This window comes from Mycobacterium sp. 050128, from assembly GCF_036409155.1.
GTDB lineage: Bacteria > Actinomycetota > Actinomycetes > Mycobacteriales > Mycobacteriaceae > Mycobacterium.
The window spans coordinates 160,180-181,415 of sequence record NZ_JAZGLW010000002.1 but is presented as its reverse complement, the minus strand read 5'-3'; the positions used below and the strand labels follow the sequence as shown (position 1 = coordinate 181,415).

Here is a 21,236-nt window from a genome sequence, read left to right as displayed (position 1 = left end):
GCGCGATTGCCGCGGGCTGACCCTGGGCACCCGTTAGCATCGAACGCCGACGGGAAGGCAGGCATGACGAGCCCGAGAGCAACATCCAGCGTGGCAACTCAAGCCAACCCGGTCGTCGTGGATCCAGCGGCCAGCGGTGCGCTGATCACCCCGCAACGTCGAAACCTGATCTTCGTTGCGGTCGTGCTCGGGATGCTGCTCGCGGCGCTGGACCAGACCATCGTCGCGACCGCCCTGCCGACCATCGTCGCCGACCTGGGCGACGCCGGCCATCAGTCCTGGGTCGTCACCAGCTACCTGCTGGCGTCGACGATCGTCACCGCACTGGTCGGCAAGCTCGGTGACCTGTTCGGCCGCAAACGCGTGTTTCAGGCCGCCATCGTGTTCTTTGTCGTCGGGTCGGTGTCGTGCGGGCTGTCCCAATCGATGGCCATGCTGGTGGGGTCGCGGGCGCTGCAGGGCATCGGCGGTGGCGGGATCACCGTCACGGCCAGCGCGCTGATCGGAGAGGTTGTCCCGCTGCGTGAACGTGGCCGCTACCAAGGCATTCTGGGTGCGGTCTTCGGAGTAACGACAGTCGTCGGCCCGTTGCTTGGTGGCTACTTCACCGATTACCTGACCTGGCGGTGGGCCTTTTGGGTGAACGTGCCGATCTCGGTGCTCGTCATCTTCGTTGCGGCAGCGGCTATTCCGGCGCTGGCGGCATCCACCAAGCCCGTCATCGACTATGGCGGAATAGTGTTGGTCGGCCTGGGCGCCGCCGGCCTGACCCTGGCGACCAGTTGGGGCGGCACCCTGTACCCGTGGGGCTCGCCGACGATCATCGCATTGTTCGTCGGCGCCGCGGCGGCGCTGGTCGCCTTCGTCTGGGTCGAAAGTCGTGTCCCGCAGCCGATCCTGCCGACTCGGCTGTTCGCCAGCCCGGTGTTCACGGTCTGCTGTGTGTTGTCGTTCGTGGTCGGTTTCGCGATGTTGGGGGCGATGACGTTTCTGCCGACCTACATGCAGTACGTCAACGGCGTATCGGCGACGACGTCGGGGCTGCGCACGCTGCCGATGGTGATCGGGATGCTGATCACCTCGACCGGCAGCGGCACCCTGGTCGGCAAGACCGGCCGCTACAAGATCTTTCCGGTCACCGGTACCGCGCTGATGGCTCTGGCGTTTCTGCTGATGTCGCGGATGACCCCGTCCACCTCGGCGCTGGTTCAGTCCCTCTATCTCGTTATCCTGGGGGCCGGCATCGGATTGTCGATGCAGGTGCTGGTCCTCATCGTGCAAAACACCTCGAACTTCGAGGATCTGGGTGTCGCGACCTCGGGTGTGACATTTTTCCGCACCATCGGCAGCTCGTTCGGCGCCGCGATCTTCGGTTCGCTGTTTTCGAACTTCCTCGACGGCCGGATGCCCGCGGCCCTGGCGGCCAGCGGCGCAGCGCCCGACGCGGTGAGTTCACCGGGCGCCCTGCATCGACAGCCACATAATGTGGTCGCCCCGATCGTGGCGGCCTATTCCGAGTCACTGAGCGAGGTGTTTTTCTGGGCCGCACCGGTGGCCCTGGTCGGGTTCGTCCTCGCTTTGTTCCTGCGGGAGATCCCGTTGCGCGACATCCACAACAGCGCAATCGATCTCGGCGACGGATTCGGGATGCCGACGACCGACACTCCAGAACGGCTGTTGGAGAATGCGATTGCGCGCATGCTGCGTGGTGACCCCGGTGTGCGGTTGCGCAGCATCGCGATGCGGCCCGACTGTCGGCTCGACGTGGCCGGGTTGTGGGGCGTGATGCGCATCTATCGCTTCGGGCAAATGTATGGGACGGCCCGCCTCAGCGATATCGGCGAATCAATGCGGATCCCGTTCGAGGTCATCGAGCCCACCTTCGGTCGCTTGGTCGCCAGCGGCTACGCGCAACGCGACGGCGATCACATGTGGCTGACCCCGGCCGGGGCCCAGCAAGTCGACTATGTCTATTCGTTGCTGTTGGGCTGGATCGTCGACAAGCTGTCGCGCTCACCCAGCTATCAGGGCCGACCGGACCGCCGCGAAGTGGAAACCGCGCTGCAACACATCGCCCACCGCGTTCTGGCTCAACGCGATTGGCACGACGACGCGCCCAGTACCGGCCGGCTGGAGGCGGGCACCGGCAGCAGATACTAGAACGTGTTCCAAAAATCGTGGGCGCGGGCGTACCATCACGCCATGAGCCGAATCGGAACGTTCGCTGACGACGACATCTACAGCTGGGCCACGAAGTCTCCCGACCTCGGCGGCGCGATCGCCAACTTCAGCCAGGCCGTGTACACCAAGAACCGGCTGCCGATGCGCACCCGTGAAATCGCGCGCGCCGTGATCGCCCACGACAACGAATGCACCGTGTGCATGAACACGCGCGACGCCGACGGGCCGGCCGCGGGCGTCGACGAAGAGCTGTACGAGCACGCGCTGGAATGGCGCACGTGGCCCGGATTCAGCGAACAGGAGCGACTGGCCGCCGAGTTCGCGCACCGGTTCGGCACGGAACACACCAAGTTGCGCGATGACGAAGACTTCTGGAGCCGGGCAAACGAACACTTCACCGAGGAGTTACTCGCCGACCTCGCCATGTCCTGCGCCCTCTGGGTCGGCATGGGGCGGATGCTGCGGACCCTCGACATCGGCCAGACCTGCATGCTGACCCTGCCGAGCCGGGCATAGTCGCCCACCGCATCCGCCGATAAGGCGGCGATGACAGCCACCCCCCTCGCCGCGGCCTCGGTCGCCCAGCTGGAGGCCGAGGGCGTCGACACCGTGATCGGCACCGTGGTGAATCCGGCCGGGCTCACCCACGCGAAGGCCGTGCCGATCCGGCGCACCAACGCTTTCGTCGATCCCGGCCTGGGCGCCAGCCCTTCGTGGCATGGGTTCGCCATCGACCAGACCGGTATCGCGTTTACCGAAGACGTTGGTGTGATCGGTGATCAGCGCGTGCGCATCGACTTGTCGGCGCTGCGCAGCATTGGCGACGGGTTGGCGTGGGCGCCCGGCTCGTTCTTCGAACAGGACGGGACACCGGTTTCGGCGTGCAGCAGGACAACGTTGCGTCGGGTCGAGGTCACACTCGCCGCAGCGGGTATCGAGGCGGTGATCGGCCATGAAATGGAGTTCGTTCTGGTCGATCCGGACGGCGGTCGGCTGCCGTCCACGCTCTGGGCGCAATACGGTCTGGTCGGTGTACTCGAGCGCGAGGCGTTCATCCGCGATGTCATTGCAGCAGCGGCGAGCAGCGGGGTCGGGATCGAGCAGCTCCATCCGGAGTACGGGGCCAATCAGTTCGAGATCTCGCTGGCGCCACTGCCGCCGGTGGCCGCCGCCGACCAATTGGTACTGACCCGCATCATTGTGAGCCGCGCCGCCCGCCGCCATGGGCTGCGCGTCAGCCTGTCGCCGGTACCCTTCGCCGGCGATGTCGGATCCGGTGCGCACCAGCACTTCTCGCTGATACGGCCGGAGGGTCCGCTGTTTTCCGGTGGCGGGGCGGCCGCAGGCATGACACCCGCGGGGGAGAGCGCGATAGCAGGCGTGCTTGCCGGATTGCCGGAGGCACAGGGCGTGCTGTGCGGATCGATCGTGTCCGGTTTGCGCATGCAACCTGGCAACTGGGCGGGAGCGTGGGCCTGCTGGGGTACCGAGAATCGGGAGGCCGCAGTGCGATTCATCAATGGCGGGGTAGGCAAGGCGAATGTCGAGGTGAAAATCGTCGATCCCTCGGCGAACCCGTATTTCGCGTCTGCCGCGATCCTGGGTCTCGCACTCGACGGAATCCAGCGCAACGCCGCACTACCACCGGAAACCACCGTCGACCCGGCAAAGCTGTCCGATTCGGAGCACCAACGTATCGGCATCGTACCCCTCACCCAAAACCAACCAGATAGTGTTGCCGCACTGGATAATTCGGAACTGCTACGCACCATTTTGGGCAACGCCGCGGTCGACGTGATCGTCGCGGTCCGGCGCCTGGAACACGAGCGCTACGGCGACCTCGGCCCCGAGCGGCTGGCCGACAAATTCCGGATGGCGTGGAGCCTGTAGCGGTGACGGACTCGTCGACTCTCGCCGACCACATCGGCGAAGTGGCTTTGATCGACCACCACGTCCACGGATGCTGGTTGGAACCGGGGGATCGGCGACGGTTCGAGAACGCCCTCAACGAGGCCAATACCGAGCCACTGACGGGCTCGGGTTTCGACTCACAGCTGGGCTTCGCGGTGCGTGCCCACTGCGGCCCTCTCCTCGGATCGCCGAAACACGTTGATCCACACGACTATTGGGAGCGCCGCAGCGCATTTACCGAAAGCGAGCTGGCGCGCCTGTTTCTGCCGGCCGCCGGAGTGAGCGACTGGCTGGTGGACACCGGAATCGGATCGGGCGCAACAGATATCTCGCAATTGTGCGCACTGTCCGGAAACCGTGTACACGAGATCGTTCGCCTCGAGCAGGTGGCCGAGCAGGCCGCCTCGGCGCCCGGCGATTATGCGTCGGCATTCGCCGAGATCCTGCACGAACGTGCCGCCGGTGCCGTTGGCACGAAATCGATCCTGGCCTACCGCGGCGGTTTCGAGGGCGACCTGACCGAGCCGCGCGCGGCCGAAGTAGCCCGGGCCGCGCAGCAGTGGCGGGATCTTGGCGGAACCCGGTTACAGGATCGAGTTCTGCTGCGTTTCGGGTTGCACCAGGCGTTGCGTCTCGGCAAGCCGCTGCAATTGCACGTCGGTTTTGGCGACCGGGACTGCGACCTGCACAAAGCCAATCCGCTATACCTGCTCGAGTTTCTACGCCAATCCGGCGACACCCCGGTCATGTTGCTGCACTGCTATCCCTATGAGCGCGAGGCGGGCTACCTCGCCCAGGCTTTCAACAACGTCTATCTCGACGGCGGATTGAGCATCAACTACCTGGGCGCTCGGGCGCCGGCGTTCATCGCCCGTCTGCTGGAGATGGCACCGTTTCACAAGATCCTTTACTCGTCGGATGGCTTCGGGCCGGCGGAATTGCACTATTTGGGCGCGGCGTTGTGGCGCAGGGGTATCCACCGCGTACTGAGCGGTTTTGTCGACGACGGCGAATGGTGCGAACGAGATGCAATGCGGGTTGTCGATCTGATTTCCCACGAGAACGCGGCTCGCGTCTATCGTCTCGACGCTCCGGGCCACTGAGGCCGAACTCCGACTATCGTGCACAGCGGGGAGATGGCGAGGCGTCGGTTCCCCAGACAAGGCGTTTCGTGGATAGACGTGACTTCCTCAAATGGGCCGGGCTGGCGGCAGTAGCCGCCGGTCCCGCTCAGGTCGGAGCAACCGTCGCCTGCTCGCGGACGGCTGCACCATCGCCGCCCAACGGCAAGGCCGAGTACACCCTGCGAATCGGCACCGGCACCGTCCAATTGGCCCCCGACCAGATTGTCTCCACCACGGTCTACAACGGTCAGTTCCCCGGTCCGCTGGTGCGCTTGAAAGAAGGCCAACGGACCTGGGTGGATATCTACAACGACACCGACACCCCCGAGCAATTGCACTGGCACGGCCAACAGCTCGGTGTGGACGTCGACGGCGCCGCCGAAGAGGGTACGCCGTATATCCCCGCGCACGGGATGCGGCGGATCACGTTTGTACCGGGCCCGGCGGGCTTCCGCTTCTATCACACCCACGTGGTCCCGCGTGCCGACCTGTCGCGGGGCCAGTACGGCGGCCTGGTCGGTCCGGTCTACGTCGAACCCAAACAGAATCCCGGCGCCTACGACCAAGAGATCTTCTTGACACTCAAAGAATTTGAGCCCAGCTTCAGCCACGGGGGTGACATGGCCAGCGATTTTCTGGCCGGCACTGAAGACCCGGCGCTGAAAGAGAAAGGCGAAGCGGCGATGCGGGCCTCCCAGGCCCGCGGTGAGCCACCCGGGTATGAAGTCGGCTACGCAGCATTCGCCGTTAACGGGCACAAGCTAGGCAGCGGCGATCCCATCCGGGTCCAGGCGGGGCAGCGGGTGCTGCTCCATGTCCTCAATGGCAGCGCAACCGAAAGCCGCAGCCTGGCCCTGCCCGGCCACACCTTCACCGTGGTCGCGCTGGACGGCAACCCCGTGCCGAATCCGGCGCGAGTCCCGGTGCTGTGGCTCGGCGCCGCCGAGCGGATCTCGGCGGTGGTCGACATGACCGCTCCGGGAGTGTGGGTGCTCGGCGATCTCTCCGACGACGACCGTGGCCATGGCATGGGTGTGGTCGTCGAATATGCCGGTCGAGGCGGGGAGCCACTATGGACACCGCCCCCTCCATTCCAATGGGACTACCGCCTTTTCGCGTCGGGCACTCCCACCGGGGTCCCGCCACCGGACCGCACCATCGAAATGCTGATCGAGAAACGTAACGCGGCAGCCGATGGCTTCAACATCTGGACCTTGAACGGCTCCTCATTCTCAATGGACAGCAACACACCCGTACTCGATGTGCAGCGCGGCGGGCGCTACCGGCTGCGCTTTCGCAATGCCACCGACGACCTGCATCCGATGCATTTGCACCGCCACACCTTCGAAATCACACAGTTCGCCGGCACTCCGACGGCCGGCGTGCACAAGGACGTCGCGATGCTCGGCGGCTACCAGAGCCTGGAGATCGATTTCGTCGCCGATCAGCCCGGGCTGTCGCTGCTGCATTGCCATCAACAGATTCACATGGACTACGGGTTGATGTTGCTGCTCAACGCCGCCTAGCTGCCGGGGTGCAACATTGTGGTGCAACGCTTTTCGGCCGTTTCACGAATGACGGTGTGAAAGACCGTTAATCCGGGTAGTCGACCCCGAGGCACGCTGAGGACAGGACGCGGACATGGGGCTCGTAGGAGAGGCGATTGACTGGACTCGCCGGCAGGTCGTGTCCAGAGTCCCCAAGGCCGACCTCGACCAGCGAGATCCCGACTACATCCGCGACCAGCTGCCGGGCACCTGGCTGCTCGCGTCGCTGTACTTCCGGGCGGACGTCAAGGGGTTGGATCGGATCCCCAACGAAGGTCCGGTGCTGATGGTCGGCAACCACAGCGGCGGCAACGTGCCCCCGGACACCTTCGTATTCACGCTCGCGTTCTGTTCGTACTTCGGCGTCGAGCGGCCGTTTTACCAGCTGGCCCACAACCTCGTCGTCTCAGCACCGCCGCTGGGCTGGCTGCGCAAGTTCGGCACCGTCGCCGCCAACCCCGAAAACGCCCGTCTGGCACTGGATTCCGGCGCGGCACTACTGGTGTATCCCGGCGGAGACTACGAAGTGTTCCGGCCGTCGTGGCAGCGCCACAAGGTCGACTTCGGTGGGCGGATGGGATACGTGAAGCTAGCCCGGGAGGCGGGCGTACCGATCGTCCCGGTCGCCGCCGTCGGAGGCCAGGAGAGCGCGCTGTTCCTCAACCGCGGGCAGTGGCTGGCCAAAGCACTGATGGCGGATAAGTTGCTGCGGCTCAAGAGCATTCCGATATCGCTGGCACTGCCCTGGGGCTTGAACATCGGCGACCTGGCGGGCCACATACCGCTACCCACCAAGATCGCGATCGAGGTGCAGGAACCCATCGACGTCGATGGCGATGACCAAGCGGTGCATGACAAGGTCATCGCCAGTCTGCAGGGCGCCGTCGACCGGCTTGCCGCCAAACGTCGTCTGCCGGTGATCGGCTGATGCGCGTCGAACGCCGATGCGTCATCCAGGCGGACCGCGAGGCCGTGTGGAAAATCGTCAGCGACCCGGACTGCTACCCGACCTTCATGACGAACCTCGAACGTTGGGAAGCGGCGAACGAGCAGGCTGCCGGCGTAGGTGCCCGCTATACCGTCCATTGGAAGATCGGGTCGGTGCCGGTTGGCGGCCTGATCGAGGTGGTCGAATTCGACGAACGCCGCGACCTGGCGTGGGTGGGTATCACCGGCGTCACGCTGCGGGGGCGCATCCGGCTGCGAGACGGGGCTGCAGGCCAAACGCGAGCGACTTTCCGGCTGTCGTATCAGGCACCGGGTGGAATCCTGGCTTATGTGGCCGATCGAATCGCAGTGCGTCAGGTGGGCCGCACGCTGTCCGACACACTGAGGTGCCTCAAGCAACTCGCTGAGTCTTAGTCGATTCGTCTCCCCCCGACAGCGCCCGTTGTCATTGCGATCGCCGTTTTGCGGGCTGTTCGATGCACTGGCCACCCAGCAGACCATCGCCGATCTACGGCGCGATTACGCCGTGGCGCTGGTGGAGATGGTCGACGTGCCGGCGCGCCGCGACCGTGTCGACCAGGTGGCACCGGACGCCGCCGCAGCACGGGCTTGCCGGCACTGTTGGGCAACATCGGCGCGGAGCAGATGCGCAGCTCCACCGCGATCGGGGACCCCATGAATCTGGCCGCGCGGCTGCAGAACCTGGCCGAGCCGGGTCAGGTGGTGGTCGGCCCCAGCACTTCGGCGGCGCTCGATACGAGCGCCCGGGTCAGCCGGCATGGCTGGGTGAAGGTCAAAGGCAAGCGTGACCCCGTGCGGCTTTTGTGTGCTGCGCGAATTAGCTTCATAGCGACGGTTTTTCATGTGGTCGCCGTGCAGTTGGCGCAATGGACGAAATGGCACCGCCGGCACGAAACTCATTGGCAGGCAGGATAAAAACCCCTCAGCGGCGCCGACGCCGTCCTCCGTGGTGCGCGTCCACACCACGAAATCCGCACGGTCCCACTCACCATTGATTGCGGTCAATTCACCTGCATTCCAGGCTAGGGACCAACCGATTCAGGGCGCACCGCTGCGCTGCGCCCGACGCGTGACGGTCACCGGACACCCGCGCCGAAAGCTATTGCACCACAGCGCTGCCGAGCTGACGGCGGCACATTCGTTCGCGTCTTACCCCCCAACGAACACACCCTGCCCGCACGCACGTGCAGACGCCCAAAGGCGTTGGGATAGAACGTATCCGCGATAGGGGCTGCCGTGGTATGCATCCCTGTCGAAAGACCGCCGACCGAGCACGCGATGGCTGGGCCCAGGGGTCCAAAGCGAGGGATCCGCGATAATCCCTGCTCGCACAGGGATTATCGCGGAGTCACCCCACGATTGGTGAGCGCGGTGCTACGGCGTGAAGACTAGGCCGGAGCCACCTGGGTCGATGGTGAGCGGGATCGTGCACCCTGATGCCGTAAGCGCGGTAAAGCCGAGGATCAAGGCGACGACAAATTTACTGCTGAGACGTGACATGGTGTTGCCCCCGTTCGTCTAAGGACAATCTGTTACCAGAGAGCCGATCTGCTGCCCGAGACACACGTACAATACGACGCCAAAGAGCTTGATCACGAGTGTTTTCCCGAAATCGCCGCAAATTTTTTCGCCTCTTGCATTCAATCGGTACGATTCTGAGGCGCCTCCCAGGCAAGCGGTATGTCGCTTCTAAATCTGTTGTCGCACAATGCTTTTCAAATCAAGATCACTGGGAAATGGACTGGCACAAAGGATGCGGTCCGGGCGCGACCGGAAAGTCGGGCGGCGACACCGCGTGTCCGCGGCCGCAAGGGCCCAATTCGGGGCTACGCCGGGCTACTCCGAGACGCCACAACGCGGCCGCGAGCGGTTCTCAGACTGCTTTCACGATGAGCAAGGACGGCTAGCTCCAGTGCGGCGGCACTTCATTGCCCGGGCAGTCGGCGTAACGGCAGTTAATGTCGCGCACCCGCTTGCGGATGACCTTGCCATCGCTGTCGCGGATGTACTCAACCGTCGCCTCGGCTGCCCGTCGACAATGCGGGCAGGCCTCCATTTCGGTTTCAAAACGCGGCATCACGTCCTCCTCCCCGTCGCGATGTAATTGAAGCGTCGCAGATCATCACGCCGTATGTAGCGGTAGGCCGATGGACACTGTGGATCCCGTTTCAGCTGGTGCCCAGCACGACGAAATCCATTTCGAACACGGTGAGCTAGGAACCCCCTCTTCTTCCCCCTAGTGGCCGCTCGAGTTCGACGTCGGCAGGTGCATCACACCCTACGAGTAGTTAGCCAGGCGCACGCGGGCGATGGGGAACTGCCGTTTATGGATGCTCCTACCCGGTCGCCGCGGCCGCCACGATGGCGCTGACGGCCTCTGAGCGGCACTCAGGGCGCAGTCTGTCCGGGCCGCGGATCAACCCCCGGCCCGGACAGACGACAACAGCGCTAGGCACGCTGTGAACGTGCCGGCGTGCGGTGCTTGGCGCACCAGCCGCGCTCGCTAACCCCCGCAGGCGATCAGCCGGCCCCGTATGCCTGCCCGCTGCGCGCGGCGACGACCCGCACCGTGCGGACACACATGATGCCTACCCGAGGGCGTCATGTCGTGCAGGACCCCGAACCGTAGCAAACCACTCAGTGAGTGTTGACCGACGTGTGAGAGGTGCGCAGCGCGAGAAGCCACGCGGGCTTACGTCGAGATGTTGATGAGCGACAACACCGGCGTGCATCCGGTCGCCGCAACCGCGGTAAAGCCAAGGATTACGGCAACACTGATTTTGCTGGTTACACGTGACATAACGCACTCCATTCGTCTCTGTTTCCACCCGGCTCAGGTTGGAGCCGGGCTTATGGCGTCAGGAGGCGCAAAAAACGGCCGCTCCCGACTCCGAACAACAATTAGCTGGCATGAAGGCGCCCACCATCGCATTCAGACCCGATTCGGCCGGTGCCGATACTAACCCGAGATCTGGCAGACATGCCACCTTTACCAAGAAGTAATGAGCACGTGTCGCGGAGGCGAACAACGTCTAGGCGCGGATGACCACCGGAAACGGGTGATGAAGTGGACTTTTATCCGATATAAAGTCGACGGGGCGAAATGATCTCCGCAAAAATCCGCGTTGCCGAAAACCCAACAAGGTTGTCGGAGCATCTCGCGCTCAGAAAGAGATCGACGAATACGTCGGCGAGCATCCGGAGGTCATCATCGCGGCAGAGGCGAGATTGGGGGAGGCCGAATTTGCTGAATGCGGCTGCCGTTGGGCACTCCGTTCATCGAAGTCTAACCCGGCTCAAATAGAGCCGGAGTGGCAGCGACGTCAGGAGGCGCGAGAAGGCCATTCCAAACCGGTAGCTGAAACTAAGGCCCGGACCACCGCATTCAAACCCGAACCGATGCACTTGCTAGCCAAGAGAGGTTGTTGTGCCAGGTATCCGCAAGTAACTGCGGCTGTCAATGAACACAACAAATGGGCCTGGATCCGCACCCTGCGACACCGTGCGTAGCAAACTCATATGCCCCGCGGGCGTCGGAAATCAGGAGATATCCGCGCCGCCCTACTGCGGCGTTGGACTCGTCGTCGGTGAACACCGGCCGGTTCGCCGACGACGGCCCGAAGCGCCGAAGACTCCTCGCGTATCAGGGCATTAGAAGGAGAAAAGCGACAGGACCGGCGAACATCCGGAAGCCGTTACGGCCGTGAAGCCCAGGATCAAGGCGACACCGATTCTGCTGGTTATGCGCGACATTGCACTCCATTCATCCAGTTATCACCCGGCTCTGGCCAAGCCGGGTCGCGGCGTCAGGAGGCCCAAAAAATGGCCGCTCCCGACTCCGAACAACAAATAGCTGGCTTGAAGGCGCCCACCACCGCATTCAGACCGATTCGGCCGGTGCAGATCATAACCGAGATCTGCTGTATCCCGCTAGATGATACTCACGGGTAACCACTAGCTCCGTAATTTGTCCATTAGCGAATGAAAGACGGTTCAGATCAGACCTGTAGCATCGAAAACCCAGGACGTATCGGCATTCGCCAACGCCTCGAAGTGGTTCGGCGGCGCGAAGCTGACCAGGCTGTTCATGTCCCAATAGTCTTTCCAGACCGTGATCTTGCCGTCGACGACCTTATGTACCGTGACGAATCTCAGCACGCCTTGTTCCCCCGAGCTGAACGTCCAGGTTTCCGAGTGTTCATACATCACGTCGGTGCCGTTGGAGAGCAGCACACCGTCGTGGTTCTCGTAGCCCGCCAAGTTCTCGAGTCCAATTTTGAGGCGTTTCACGGTGTCTTCGGGCCCGCGCGCCGACACCGCGGGAACCGGCATGTCGACGTAGAGGCAGTCGTCTGCCAAGAACGTCTTGACCGCATCCCAATCCCGCCGCGAAAGCGCTCGCCACAGCCCGAGTACGACATCTTCGACCGCGATCATAGAAACTTCTGTCATAGCGGCAAATAAACTCGCTCCCCGCACGGGTGTCAACCACGATGCCGCAGCGGATACTCGCGAAGGTGAACCCGCTGAAGCGCTATATCGCCGACGAGATCGCGACCGACCACATCGACGGCCTGCTGACCAGACGCGAGGCCATGCGGCGGCTAGCACTGCTCGGGTTGGGGACCGCGGCGGCGGCTGCACTGCTCGCCGCCTGCTCCGCGGTTGCAGAACAGGACGAGACCCCGAAACCCGCGCCGGCACCCGAAACCTCAACTGGCTCAGCACAACCGCCCGGCATGGCAAAGGCACTGCCCACATCGCCGATATCGTGGGCGGGGTCAACGGGTCGACTGCAAGGCGCTTGGGCGCAGGCCGCCGATGCCAAGGGCGCCGTACTGGTCATCCACGAGAACAAGGGACTCAACGACTGGGTGCGATCGGTTGCCGGCCGGCTGGCCGGGGCCGGGTATTCGACGCTGGCGATCGACCTGCTCTCGGAGCAAGGTGGGACCGACGCGTTCCGGGATCCCGCGGAGGCGACCGCGGCGCTCAGCGCCATCGCGCCGGAACAGTTCATTCACGACATGAACTCCGGCGTCGCCGAAGTGAAACTTCGCGCACCCGCGCGCAAGGTTGGGGTGGTGGGTTTCTGCTTCGGTGGGGGACTGGTGTGGCAGCTGCTGGCCGCCGGCGCGTTGGGAGTGTCGGCTGCCGTGCCGTTCTACGGGCCGTTGCCGCCCAACCCCGACTTCACCGGATCCAAGGCGGCGGTGCTGGGGATTTACGGTGCGCTGGACACCCGGGTCACCGGCTCGCAAGCGGCGGCCAAGGCCGCCTTGGACCGGTTCGGTCTGGTCAACGACCTGGTAGTGGAACCCGGCGCCGACCATGCCTTCTTCAACGACACCGGTCCCCGCTACAACGCCACCGCCGCGGCCGACGCCTGGCAGCGCTTGTTGGACTGGCTGAGCCGCTACCTGAATCCCTAGACGTCGACGGGAGCCATCGATTGCGCCCGCCCGAGCGCCACCGGCAGATTCGACCAGCCCCGCAGCACCCGGGTGTCCCGGCGGGTCCCGGCACCGGCCGCCCGCACCTCGGGGAAGCGATCGAAGAAGGCCCGAAGTCCCACCTCGCCCTCGGTACGGGCGAGAGCGGCGCCCAGGCAGAAGTGCCGGCCCCCGGAGAACGCGAGATGCCTTCCCGCATTAAAGCGTTCGATGTCGAACCGATGCGGATCGGGGAACACGGACGGATCCCGGTTGGCGGCAGCCAGATAGAGCAACACCACGTCGCCTCGGTTGATCGGCCTACCCACCAGCTCGACGTCGTTAACGGCCTTGCGCACGGTGAGTTGTACCGGTGAGTCCAGGCGCAATATCTCTTCGACGGCGTTGGGCCATAACTCGGGACGCTCACGCAACGTCTCGAGATGCTCGGGCGCGTCGAGCAGCATGCGAATTCCGTTGCCCAACAGGTTAACCGTGGTTTCGAAGCCGGCGGCCAACACCAGCGCGGCAATCGCGATGAGTTCGGTTTCGTCCAACCGTGTTTCCGCCGGGCCACTTTCGGCGGTCTGAATCAGCTGACTCATCAAGTCGTCGCCGGGGGAGCGCCGCAGGTGCTGCAGATGGTCGACGAGCCAGGCGTTGAATCCGGCGATCCCCTGCTGGACCGTGCGGTATTGGCGCCACGGCAATCCGACGTCCAGACTCGGAGCGGCCAGTTCGCCGAACTGCAGGACGCGCGGCCGGTCTTGTTCGGGCACACCCAAGATGTCGCTAATGATGGCGACCGGAAGTCGCGAGCAGTACCGCCCGACGACGTCCACCACACCGGACTCGTTGGCCAGCTCGTCCAACAGGTTGGCGGCCGTTTCCTCCACTCGGTCACGCAGCGCGGCAACCGCCCGCGACGTGAACACCGCCGACACCGTCTTGCGGTAGCGGGTGTGATCCGGCGGCTCGGTGGCCAGCAGCGACGGGGCGCGCAGCGGATGCAGCAGATCGTCGCGCGCATGGCGCTCCAGCCACCGCACCGGTGCCGGCAGATTCGATCCCAGCACCAGGACCCGGAAGTCGTCGGATCGCAGCAGGCTGTGGACGACCTCGTGGTCGACCGCCAGATAGCCGACGCGGCTGCGCACCATCGGGCCCATCGCGTGGAGTTCGTCGCAGAAAGGCACCGGATCGGCGGCCACGGTGGGGTCGGCGATCAGCCTGGCCTGCATGTCACCGCGACGGAGCCCCAGGGACGCGACGCCCCGAATGAACCCGTGCATCGCGAGCCAGTGCAACCACTCCTTCACGGCGCCTCCCTGGGCAGACAGCTGGTGTTGGAAAAAGCCTAGGCCGGATTTCTTCTCAGCACTCCGCGGTGATCTTGAAGTCCGTGGTGATGACCTTGTTGGGGTTGCTGCTGTTGATGCCGTAGGCGCTGCCGGTGATGGTGTACGCCCTGTTGGTGACGTCGACGTGCGCGTCGCCCACCCCGCCCTGCCAAAAGCTTCCGGTGAACCCGTCGACGTTGCGGATCTTCACCCATTGCGGGATGGCCCGATCAGCGCTGAGCAGCACCACGGCCTCGACCTGGCCGTCGCGGTCGGGAATGTTGATGGTCCGGTAGGACTGCAGCTGCGTGCACGCCGGCGGACGCGCCGCATGGGCGGCCCCGTTGATGGTCAGATGCGCGGCGGCACGCGGCGTGGTCTGGGGCTCCGCGCAGCCCGTGACGCCGGCGGCCAGCACACATGCGGCCGCGATCCACCCGTATTGCGCCATTCCAGCTCCTCTACTGCCGCTTCGGCATCAGCCCCGGCAGCGATTTGGCGATGCGACCTCGGACGAACTCGGGGCTCAGGCCGTTGAGCAGGTCGATCATCCGAATGCTCTTCGGCACGTACCAATGCAGCCGCTTGGGGTTGTGATAAGCCTGCCACGCGGCTTCGGCCACGCTGGCCGCCGGCATCAGCCGCATCAAGCCCTTCTTCGGCGCGGTGGCGCGCAACTGCTCACCGGTCATCGGCGCACCGCCGTCGGCGGAATGGTTGGGCGTCGTGGTCAGGATCGCGGTGTCGATCAAACCGGGCAGCACGTCGGCGACGCGCACACCGTGGCGCTGCCATTCCACGCTCAGCGCTTCGGTCAGACCCTTGACCGCGTGCTTGGTCGACGAATAGACGGCGATGCGCGGCATCCCGTAGGTGGCCGACGATGAAGACGTCGAGAACATCAGGCTGCCCGGAGTCTTCTTCAGATAGGGCAGTGCGCCGTAGGCGCCGGTCAGCACCGCTTTGTAGTTGACCTCGACGACGCGCATCGTGGCGTCGTAGGGCACGTCTTCGAACCAGCCGGACTCACCGATCCCGGCGTTGTTCCACATCATGTCCAGCCCGCCGCCGGCATTGCCGGCGCAGAAGTCGCCCAGGGCGCCCTCCAGATCCGCCTTGACCGTGACGTCGACGGTGCGTGTCCACAGGCGTTCGTCGCCCAGCTCCCCGGCGAGCCCGCTCAGGCCGTCGGCATTGCGGTCCACGGCGCCGACCCGCCATCCGTTGGCGTGGAAGAGCCTGACCCCTTCACGGCCCATCCCACTGCCCGCGCCGGTGATGAAAACGGATTTCACCTCAGCCCGCCTCGACCACATCTTTGATGCGGTTCAGCGTCTTGGTCATGTCGCGGACATTGCGGCGCTTACGCAGAAAGCCGCCCAACAACCAGTAGATCCCGAGCCACGGCGCGGGGCTGAGCCGGAACGACTCGGTGACGTCTGTGCCGGCACCGGACGGCGCCAGACGGTAGTGCCAGTTATTGACCGGCTTGTCGCCGAGTAAGACCGTGAAGCCGAATTCGCGGCCGGGCTCGCAGGCGGTTACTTTGCAGACCGTCCAATAAACCGGGCCGATCTCATTTCTCTTAACATGGCCGCGGAATTTGGCACCGAGGGCTGGGCCTGTCGCATCACCCAGCCACTCGGCTTCAAAGACCTCCGGCGAGAACTTCCCGGTGTTGCGGACATCTGAAATCAAGTTCCAGATCTTGTCCGCGGGTGCCGCCATATGTACTGTCGCCGAACCTTCCATGGCCCGATCCAAACACATGGCTGAGCGTGAACCTAGGCCGCGCCCGAATTGATCATCAGTGCGGGACGGCTGCCTGGATGAGGCCGTTGATGATCTCCTTGATGCCCTGGGCGGGGTGCGAGTACCACCCGATCGGCAGGCCCGAGTTGGCACCGCACTTGGGCCACGGCTCCACGCCCTGGTCGGCGAAAAGCCGGTTGGCAACCGCGATTTGCTGCTCACGAGAGGCTGCGGCAGGATTGCCGACGCCGCCGTAACTTGCCCAGGTGTCCGGCTTGAATTGCAGCCCGCCATATGCTCCGTTTCCGGTGTTAGCATGCCAGTTGCCGCCGGACTCGCACTGCGCGATTGCGTCCCAGTTGGGAGTGGGCGCCGCGCCGGCCTCGGCGGTCGCCGGGCCAAGCGTCGCTGCGATGAAACCGCCGACGACGGCGTACTTCACGAGAGGCTTCCCCAAGTTTCTCATGTCAAGCAATTCGTCACGTGTGCAGAAAGCGTTACCGATTTGATTGATTCACGAGATAAGAAATTTATGGCATTTCTATGGCATTGAAATTGGCCTGTCACCCACCAACGACGGCTTGTCGCAGGCCAGATTGTTAAGTGCAATAAGACTGAGTCGCCAGCGCCAGGGCCTGCTGATAGAGCCTGTCTAACAGGCGGGCGTGGGTCACGGAGACCCTCGCGGCGTCGAGTTGCGGGCCGCAGGCCGGCGAGTGCAGAAGGTCCCAGTGGACCACGATCTGGTTCAGCATCGTCTGGTTGAGACCGTCGATCGTCGACCGTGACACCGACAGGTCGGGCGCACCCGCGGGCGCGCTCGCCGGGTTGAGCTTCCACTCCGCGAACCGGGTGTGCTCGATCGCCTCGGTGGCGTTGATCTGGTCCCCGAACACCCGGCTGACGTAGTTCGGGTCGATGTGCTCACCGGCGGCATCGGCGCTCAATTTGGCGAGTTGCTGTTGCACGCGGTCCGGATCCTCGACGGCAACGTGGGCATTCCATTTGTAGGCGGCCACCGCCTCGGCAACCTGCAAGCGCTGCGCGGCCGCATCGACCAGCTCCGTCAGCGCGCTCGTGTCGGCTCGCGCCTGGGTAGCCAGCAGCGTGGCGGCAGGCAGCGCGGCCAGCAGTGCCCTTAACGCACTACTGCGCCTGACGATTGCCGTCAAGCGCAGTAGTGACATCGGACGATAGGGGTTATCCACCGCCTCCGGGGGTCGCACCCAAGGTGTTCTGCAGGTCACCCTTCATCGCGTTCAGCTGCGCGCCCCAGTACTCCCAGCTGTGGGTTCCGTAGTTGGGGAAGTTGAACACGGCATTGTGGCCGCCCGCGGCGTTGTAGGCGTCTTGGAACTTCTTGTTGACGCCGATCATGAAGTTGCTCTCGAGGAACGTGGCCGGAAGGTTGGCGCCGCCCAGTTCGTTCGGAGTCCCGTTGCCGCAGTACACCCAGAGCCGGGTGTTATTGGCGACGAGCTGGCCCACGTTGACCAACGGGTCGTTCCGCTGCCATGCCGGGTCGCTGTCCGGGCCCCACATGTCTTCCTTCTTATAGCCGCCGGCGTCACCCATCGCCAGGCCGATCCAGCTCTGCCCGGTGGACGGGCTGAGGTAGCCGGACAGCGAACCGGCGTAGACGAACTGAGCGGGGTGGTAGATCGCCAGGTTCATTGACGAGGCACCCGCCATCGAGATACCGACCGCCGCGCTGCCGTTGGCTTTGACGCCCTTCTCCGACGACAGGTACCCGGGCAGTTCGCTGGTCAGGAACGTCTCCCACTTGTAGGTCGAGCAGCCGGCCTTGCCGCACGCCGGGCGGTACCAGTCGGTGTAGAAGCTCGACTGTCCGCCAACCGGCATGACGATCGACAGCCCGGACTTGTAGTACCACTCGAACGCGGGGGTGTTGATGTCCCAGCCGTTGTAGTCATCCTGGGCCCGCAACCCGTCGAGCAGGTACACCGCGGGCGAGCCGCTGCCGCCGCTCTGGAATTGAACCTTGATGCTGCGGCCCATTCCTGCCGACGGCACCTGCAGGTATTCGACGGGCAGGCCAGGTCGCGAGAATGCACTCGCGGTGGCTCCGCCTCCGGCAAGACCGATCAGACCCGGCAGGGCCACAGCCGCTGCCGCACCGACCAAAAGCCGGCGCCCCCAGGCCCGGATCTTCTCGCTCACGTCTGTCATACCTGCGCCCCTTGTCGGTCGTACGTAGTCGCGTGGTGCCCTCGGCAGAATTTACCGTGTAAATAGCTGAAATGTCGATTGGGACGCGTTGTCATCCCGGTTTTGTTTCGGCTGGCGCCAAAAATTGTGCGTGCGCGATAACTGATCGCGATAGCCCGCGCCCGGTTCCGTGTCCTCCTTCGGCGCTCCGGTCGCGCAAAACGCCAGGTAGCGGGTGCGCAGTAAAAGCGAGGCGCTCGGCAAGTGGTATGTGACAACGTCGGCTACAAACGTTGGCAATTACGGGGGACCGCCGATTTCGACACGCGCCACGCTGCCCGCCAATCGGACGGACGGTGAGGGGGATTGACACGTGGTACGACGGGGGACCGCCGCCGGTGAGCCGGTGCCGGGCCGCTTGACGCGGTCGACAATTAGTTCGATTCCGTCGCCGGTGTTTGGGTACGCGCGAGTTTTCGCCGGATCTGAGATCGGTGCAGCCGAACCCTCCACGACCGCGTAGGCTCTCTCGGAGCAAGCCGATGGAGACCGAACGCTAACCGGTCCGTTCCGGCCCTCACGAATCACCGCGCCGCGGACTTGATGGTGCGTGACGGTTCGGCAGGGCTGCGGAGTCCGGGATGATTGAGGTGCAAACTTTGGACACGGTACTAGGGCTATCACTGACGCCGACCACCTTCGGGTGGGTCCTCGCAGAGGGACACGGCGCCGATGGCACCATCCTGGACCACCAGGAATCGATGCTTCACGCCGAAGACGGCGTGGCCGCCGTGGGTACCGCAGAGCAGGTGGCACAAGAGGTCTTGCGGGTGGACGCGCAGGCCAGCTCGAGCGATCACCATCTGCGCGTTGTCGGGGTGACCTGGAACGACGAGGCGGCCGCCCAGGCCGCACTGCTGTTGGAGGCGCTGACCGACGCCGGGTTCGACAACGTGGTGCCGGTTCGACTGCTCGAGGCGGTCGAGACCCTGGCGCGGGCGATCGCGCCCGTCATCGGGTACGAGCAGACCGCGGTGTGCGTGCTCGAACACGAATGCGCGACGGTCGTCATGGTCGACACCCATGACGACGACACCCAAACGGTGGTCAAGCACATCACCGGTGGCTTCGACGGGCTGCGCTCCTGGTTGACCGGAATGTTCGACCGCAGCGGATGGCGCCCGGGCGCCGTAGTCGTCGTCGGCGCGGACAGCGACATCGATGGATTTTCCTGGCAACTCGAAAAGGCTTTGCCGGTGCCGGTCTTCGCCCAGACCATGGCGCAGGTGACAGTCGCGCGCGGCGCGGCGCTGGCCGCCGCCCGAAGCACCGAGTTCACCGACGAGCGACTGATCCCGCAGATCAGCGAACCCACCCCGGCCGCGGCGCCGCGGCGACCCGGGCACTTGTCCTACGCCGGCGCGGTGACCGCGTTGGCCGCGGGCGCCATCACTTTTGTCTCGTCGCTGGCGGTTGCCGTGGGCATTCAGTTTGCTCCCGAGGCTGGACGCGCCGCGGGCACGCATGTCGTGCACGAGCAGACGCCGCCCGTTGCCGAAGCCGTGACGCCCGCGGTGGCACCGCCGGCGGCCGAGCCTCCCGCGCCCCGGCCGGCTGCCGCCGGTGAACCGGTTTCGAAGCCCGGCGTACCGGATGAGGGCGTTGCGGCCGAGCAGCAGCCCGACCCGAATGGCCCGCAGCCGTACTTGACCAGGGTGCTCGAACACATCCCCGGCGACACCGGCGATCCGACGACGCCCGTCGCGCCGTCACAGCCGTAAGCCCCTAGGGCTGCCGAATCGCGGTGCAGTAGTAGGTGCCGTCGGCCAAACTTCCTGCGGTCGCGGGTATTTCGGCTAGGCCGTTGGCCGCGAACAATTCATTCAGCGTCTTGGATTCCGTCTGCCAGCCGTGGCGATCCAGGTATGTGGCAACGTCGTTGCGCTCGACGTCGTAGCGCAAGTCGGCGAGTTGCACATCGAATCCGTGCGCACGCCAACGCTCGCCGGCGATCGCAACCATGTCGGGCGCCGGCTCACCGTTTTCGTCCGGCCGGTTACCGAAGATCTCGGCAGCAAGCCGACTTCCGGGTGTGCTGAGACCGGTGATGTTGTCCAGCAAGCGATCCTGCGCATCCGGCGGCAGGAACGCGAGCAGCCCCTCGGCAATCCAAGCGCTGGGCTGGTCGGCGTCAAAACCGTTTTCGCGCAATGCTGTTGGCCAATCATGCCGCAGATCGATCGGCACCACGCGCAGCTCGGCGGTCGGCCGAGCATCCAGATCCGCCAGCGTGGAGTTCTTGAACTGCATCACCTCGGGCTGGTCGATCTCGAACACCGTCGCCCCCGCCGGCCAAGACAATCGGTAGGCCCGCGCATCCAGCCCCGACGCCAGGATGACGGCCTGACGGATACCCGCGTCCATCGCGTCCCGGAAAAACGCATCGAAGTACGGTGTCCGGACGCTCATCAGATCGGCCATCCGCTGCAAACCCCACGCCTCGTCGGCGACGTCGATATCGGCCGCGTCGATCTCCCCGTTGGCCCATCGCGCGAGGAATTCGATACCCACGGCCCGCACCAGGGGCTCGGCGAAGGGATCGTCCATCAGCGGCCGGTCGGCCCTTGTGGCGACGGCCCGGCCGGCAGCCACCATGGTGGCCGTCGCCCCGACGCTGGTCGCGAGGTCCCACGAATCGTTTTCTGTACGAGGCATTTTGATCCCTTTCGACGAGACAAGGCAATAGATATTTAGCGGCGGTAACTAATCCTCACCGAGGATACACGCGCCGATGGGTAGTGCCGGTGGAGC

General features: G+C 64.7%; 20 protein-coding genes. 10 read left to right on the top strand and 10 right to left on the bottom strand.

All coding sequences use genetic code 11. The features are described from left to right. The first annotated feature begins 63 nt into the window (after positions 1-63). The 8 genes from SKC41_RS18290 (at position 64) to SKC41_RS18255 (ending at position 8,647) form a co-directional block, all read left to right on the top strand. Positions 64-2,160 carry an MDR family MFS transporter gene (locus SKC41_RS18290; RefSeq protein WP_330979108.1) on the top strand — a complete coding sequence of 699 codons (2,097 nt, stop codon included), beginning with the start codon at positions 64-66 and terminating at the stop codon, positions 2,158-2,160. A 42-nt stretch (positions 2,161-2,202) separates the two neighbouring features. Next, positions 2,203-2,697 carry a carboxymuconolactone decarboxylase family protein gene (locus tag SKC41_RS18285; protein ID WP_330979107.1) on the top strand — a complete coding sequence of 165 codons (495 nt, stop codon included), beginning with the start codon at positions 2,203-2,205 and terminating at the stop codon, positions 2,695-2,697. 30 nt (positions 2,698-2,727) lie between these two features. After that, entirely contained in the window at positions 2,728-4,071 is a 1,344-nt protein-coding gene (locus tag SKC41_RS18280; RefSeq protein ID WP_330979106.1) for a glutamine synthetase family protein, read from the top strand. A gap of 2 nt (positions 4,072-4,073) precedes the next feature. After that, on the top strand, positions 4,074-5,195 hold the full coding sequence (locus SKC41_RS18275; protein ID WP_330979105.1) for an amidohydrolase family protein: 1,122 nt from the start codon (positions 4,074-4,076) through the stop codon (positions 5,193-5,195). A gap of 68 nt (positions 5,196-5,263) precedes the next feature. Continuing rightward, positions 5,264-6,742 (top strand): multicopper oxidase family protein, encoded by a 1,479-nt coding sequence (locus tag SKC41_RS18270; RefSeq protein ID WP_330979104.1) that lies wholly within the window; start codon positions 5,264-5,266, stop codon positions 6,740-6,742. A 115-nt stretch (positions 6,743-6,857) separates the two neighbouring features. Then, a complete protein-coding gene (locus SKC41_RS18265; RefSeq protein WP_330979103.1) occupies positions 6,858-7,691 on the top strand; it encodes a lysophospholipid acyltransferase family protein in 834 nt (277 codons plus the stop codon). Continuing rightward, a complete protein-coding gene (locus SKC41_RS18260) occupies positions 7,691-8,125 on the top strand; it encodes an SRPBCC family protein (protein WP_330979102.1) in 435 nt (144 codons plus the stop codon). Before SKC41_RS18265 ends, SKC41_RS18260 begins: the two co-directional genes overlap by 1 nt. Positions 8,126-8,332: 207 nt before the next feature. Then, positions 8,333-8,647, top strand: coding sequence for an adenylate/guanylate cyclase domain-containing protein (locus SKC41_RS18255; RefSeq protein ID WP_330979101.1), 315 nt, complete (start codon positions 8,333-8,335; stop codon positions 8,645-8,647). Positions 8,648-9,635: 988 nt separating this feature from the next. Here SKC41_RS18255 and SKC41_RS18250 read toward each other — a convergent pair. Together SKC41_RS18250 and SKC41_RS18245 are read right to left on the bottom strand one after the other, a co-directional pair. Next, the gene (locus SKC41_RS18250; protein ID WP_330979100.1) at positions 9,636-9,809 is read right to left on the bottom strand and encodes a 5'-phosphate oxidase; all 174 of its coding nucleotides are present in this window, start codon (positions 9,807-9,809) and stop codon (positions 9,636-9,638) included. A gap of 1,916 nt (positions 9,810-11,725) precedes the next feature. After that, positions 11,726-12,169 (bottom strand): limonene-1,2-epoxide hydrolase family protein, encoded by a 444-nt coding sequence (locus tag SKC41_RS18245; RefSeq protein WP_330979548.1) that lies wholly within the window; start codon positions 12,167-12,169, stop codon positions 11,726-11,728. 80 nt (positions 12,170-12,249) lie between these two features. Between SKC41_RS18245 and SKC41_RS18240 the strand changes: the two genes are divergently transcribed. After that, positions 12,250-13,164, top strand: coding sequence for a dienelactone hydrolase family protein (locus tag SKC41_RS18240; protein ID WP_330979099.1), 915 nt, complete (start codon positions 12,250-12,252; stop codon positions 13,162-13,164). Here the strand turns inward: SKC41_RS18240 and SKC41_RS18235 are convergent. The 7 genes from SKC41_RS18235 to SKC41_RS18205 form a co-directional block, all read right to left on the bottom strand. Further along, a complete protein-coding gene (locus SKC41_RS18235; RefSeq protein ID WP_330979098.1) occupies positions 13,161-14,483 on the bottom strand; it encodes a cytochrome P450 in 1,323 nt (440 codons plus the stop codon). The two genes, SKC41_RS18240 and SKC41_RS18235, sit on opposite strands and share 4 nt — an antisense overlap. 55 nt (positions 14,484-14,538) lie before the next feature. Continuing rightward, entirely contained in the window at positions 14,539-14,955 is a 417-nt protein-coding gene (locus SKC41_RS18230) for a lipoprotein LpqH (RefSeq protein ID WP_330979097.1), read from the bottom strand. Between the two features lie 10 nt (positions 14,956-14,965). After that, the gene (locus tag SKC41_RS18225) at positions 14,966-15,799 is read right to left on the bottom strand and encodes an SDR family oxidoreductase (RefSeq protein ID WP_330979096.1); all 834 of its coding nucleotides are present in this window, start codon (positions 15,797-15,799) and stop codon (positions 14,966-14,968) included. 1 nt (position 15,800) lies between these two features. Further along, complete coding sequence (locus SKC41_RS18220; RefSeq protein WP_330979095.1) at positions 15,801-16,274, bottom strand: SRPBCC family protein; 474 nt, start codon at positions 16,272-16,274, stop codon at positions 15,801-15,803. Positions 16,275-16,311: 37 nt separating this feature from the next. Beyond that, positions 16,312-16,722: a resuscitation-promoting factor RpfC gene (rpfC, locus tag SKC41_RS18215; protein ID WP_330979094.1), complete on the bottom strand. Its 411-nt coding sequence runs from the start codon at positions 16,720-16,722 to the stop codon at positions 16,312-16,314. A 133-nt stretch (positions 16,723-16,855) separates the two neighbouring features. Then, a complete protein-coding gene (locus SKC41_RS18210) occupies positions 16,856-17,443 on the bottom strand; it encodes a chorismate mutase (protein WP_330979093.1) in 588 nt (195 codons plus the stop codon). A 13-nt stretch (positions 17,444-17,456) separates the two neighbouring features. Then, on the bottom strand, positions 17,457-18,446 hold the full coding sequence (locus SKC41_RS18205) for an esterase family protein (protein WP_330979092.1): 990 nt from the start codon (positions 18,444-18,446) through the stop codon (positions 17,457-17,459). 638 nt (positions 18,447-19,084) lie between these two features. Here SKC41_RS18205 and SKC41_RS18200 point away from each other — a divergent pair. Next, complete coding sequence (locus SKC41_RS18200; protein WP_330979547.1) at positions 19,085-20,206, top strand: DUF7159 family protein; 1,122 nt, start codon at positions 19,085-19,087, stop codon at positions 20,204-20,206. A gap of 4 nt (positions 20,207-20,210) precedes the next feature. Here the strand turns inward: SKC41_RS18200 and SKC41_RS18195 are convergent, their stop codons facing one another. Beyond that, positions 20,211-21,140: a class I SAM-dependent methyltransferase gene (locus SKC41_RS18195; RefSeq protein ID WP_330979091.1), complete on the bottom strand. Its 930-nt coding sequence runs from the start codon at positions 21,138-21,140 to the stop codon at positions 20,211-20,213. Between the last annotated feature and the right edge of the window lie 96 nt (positions 21,141-21,236).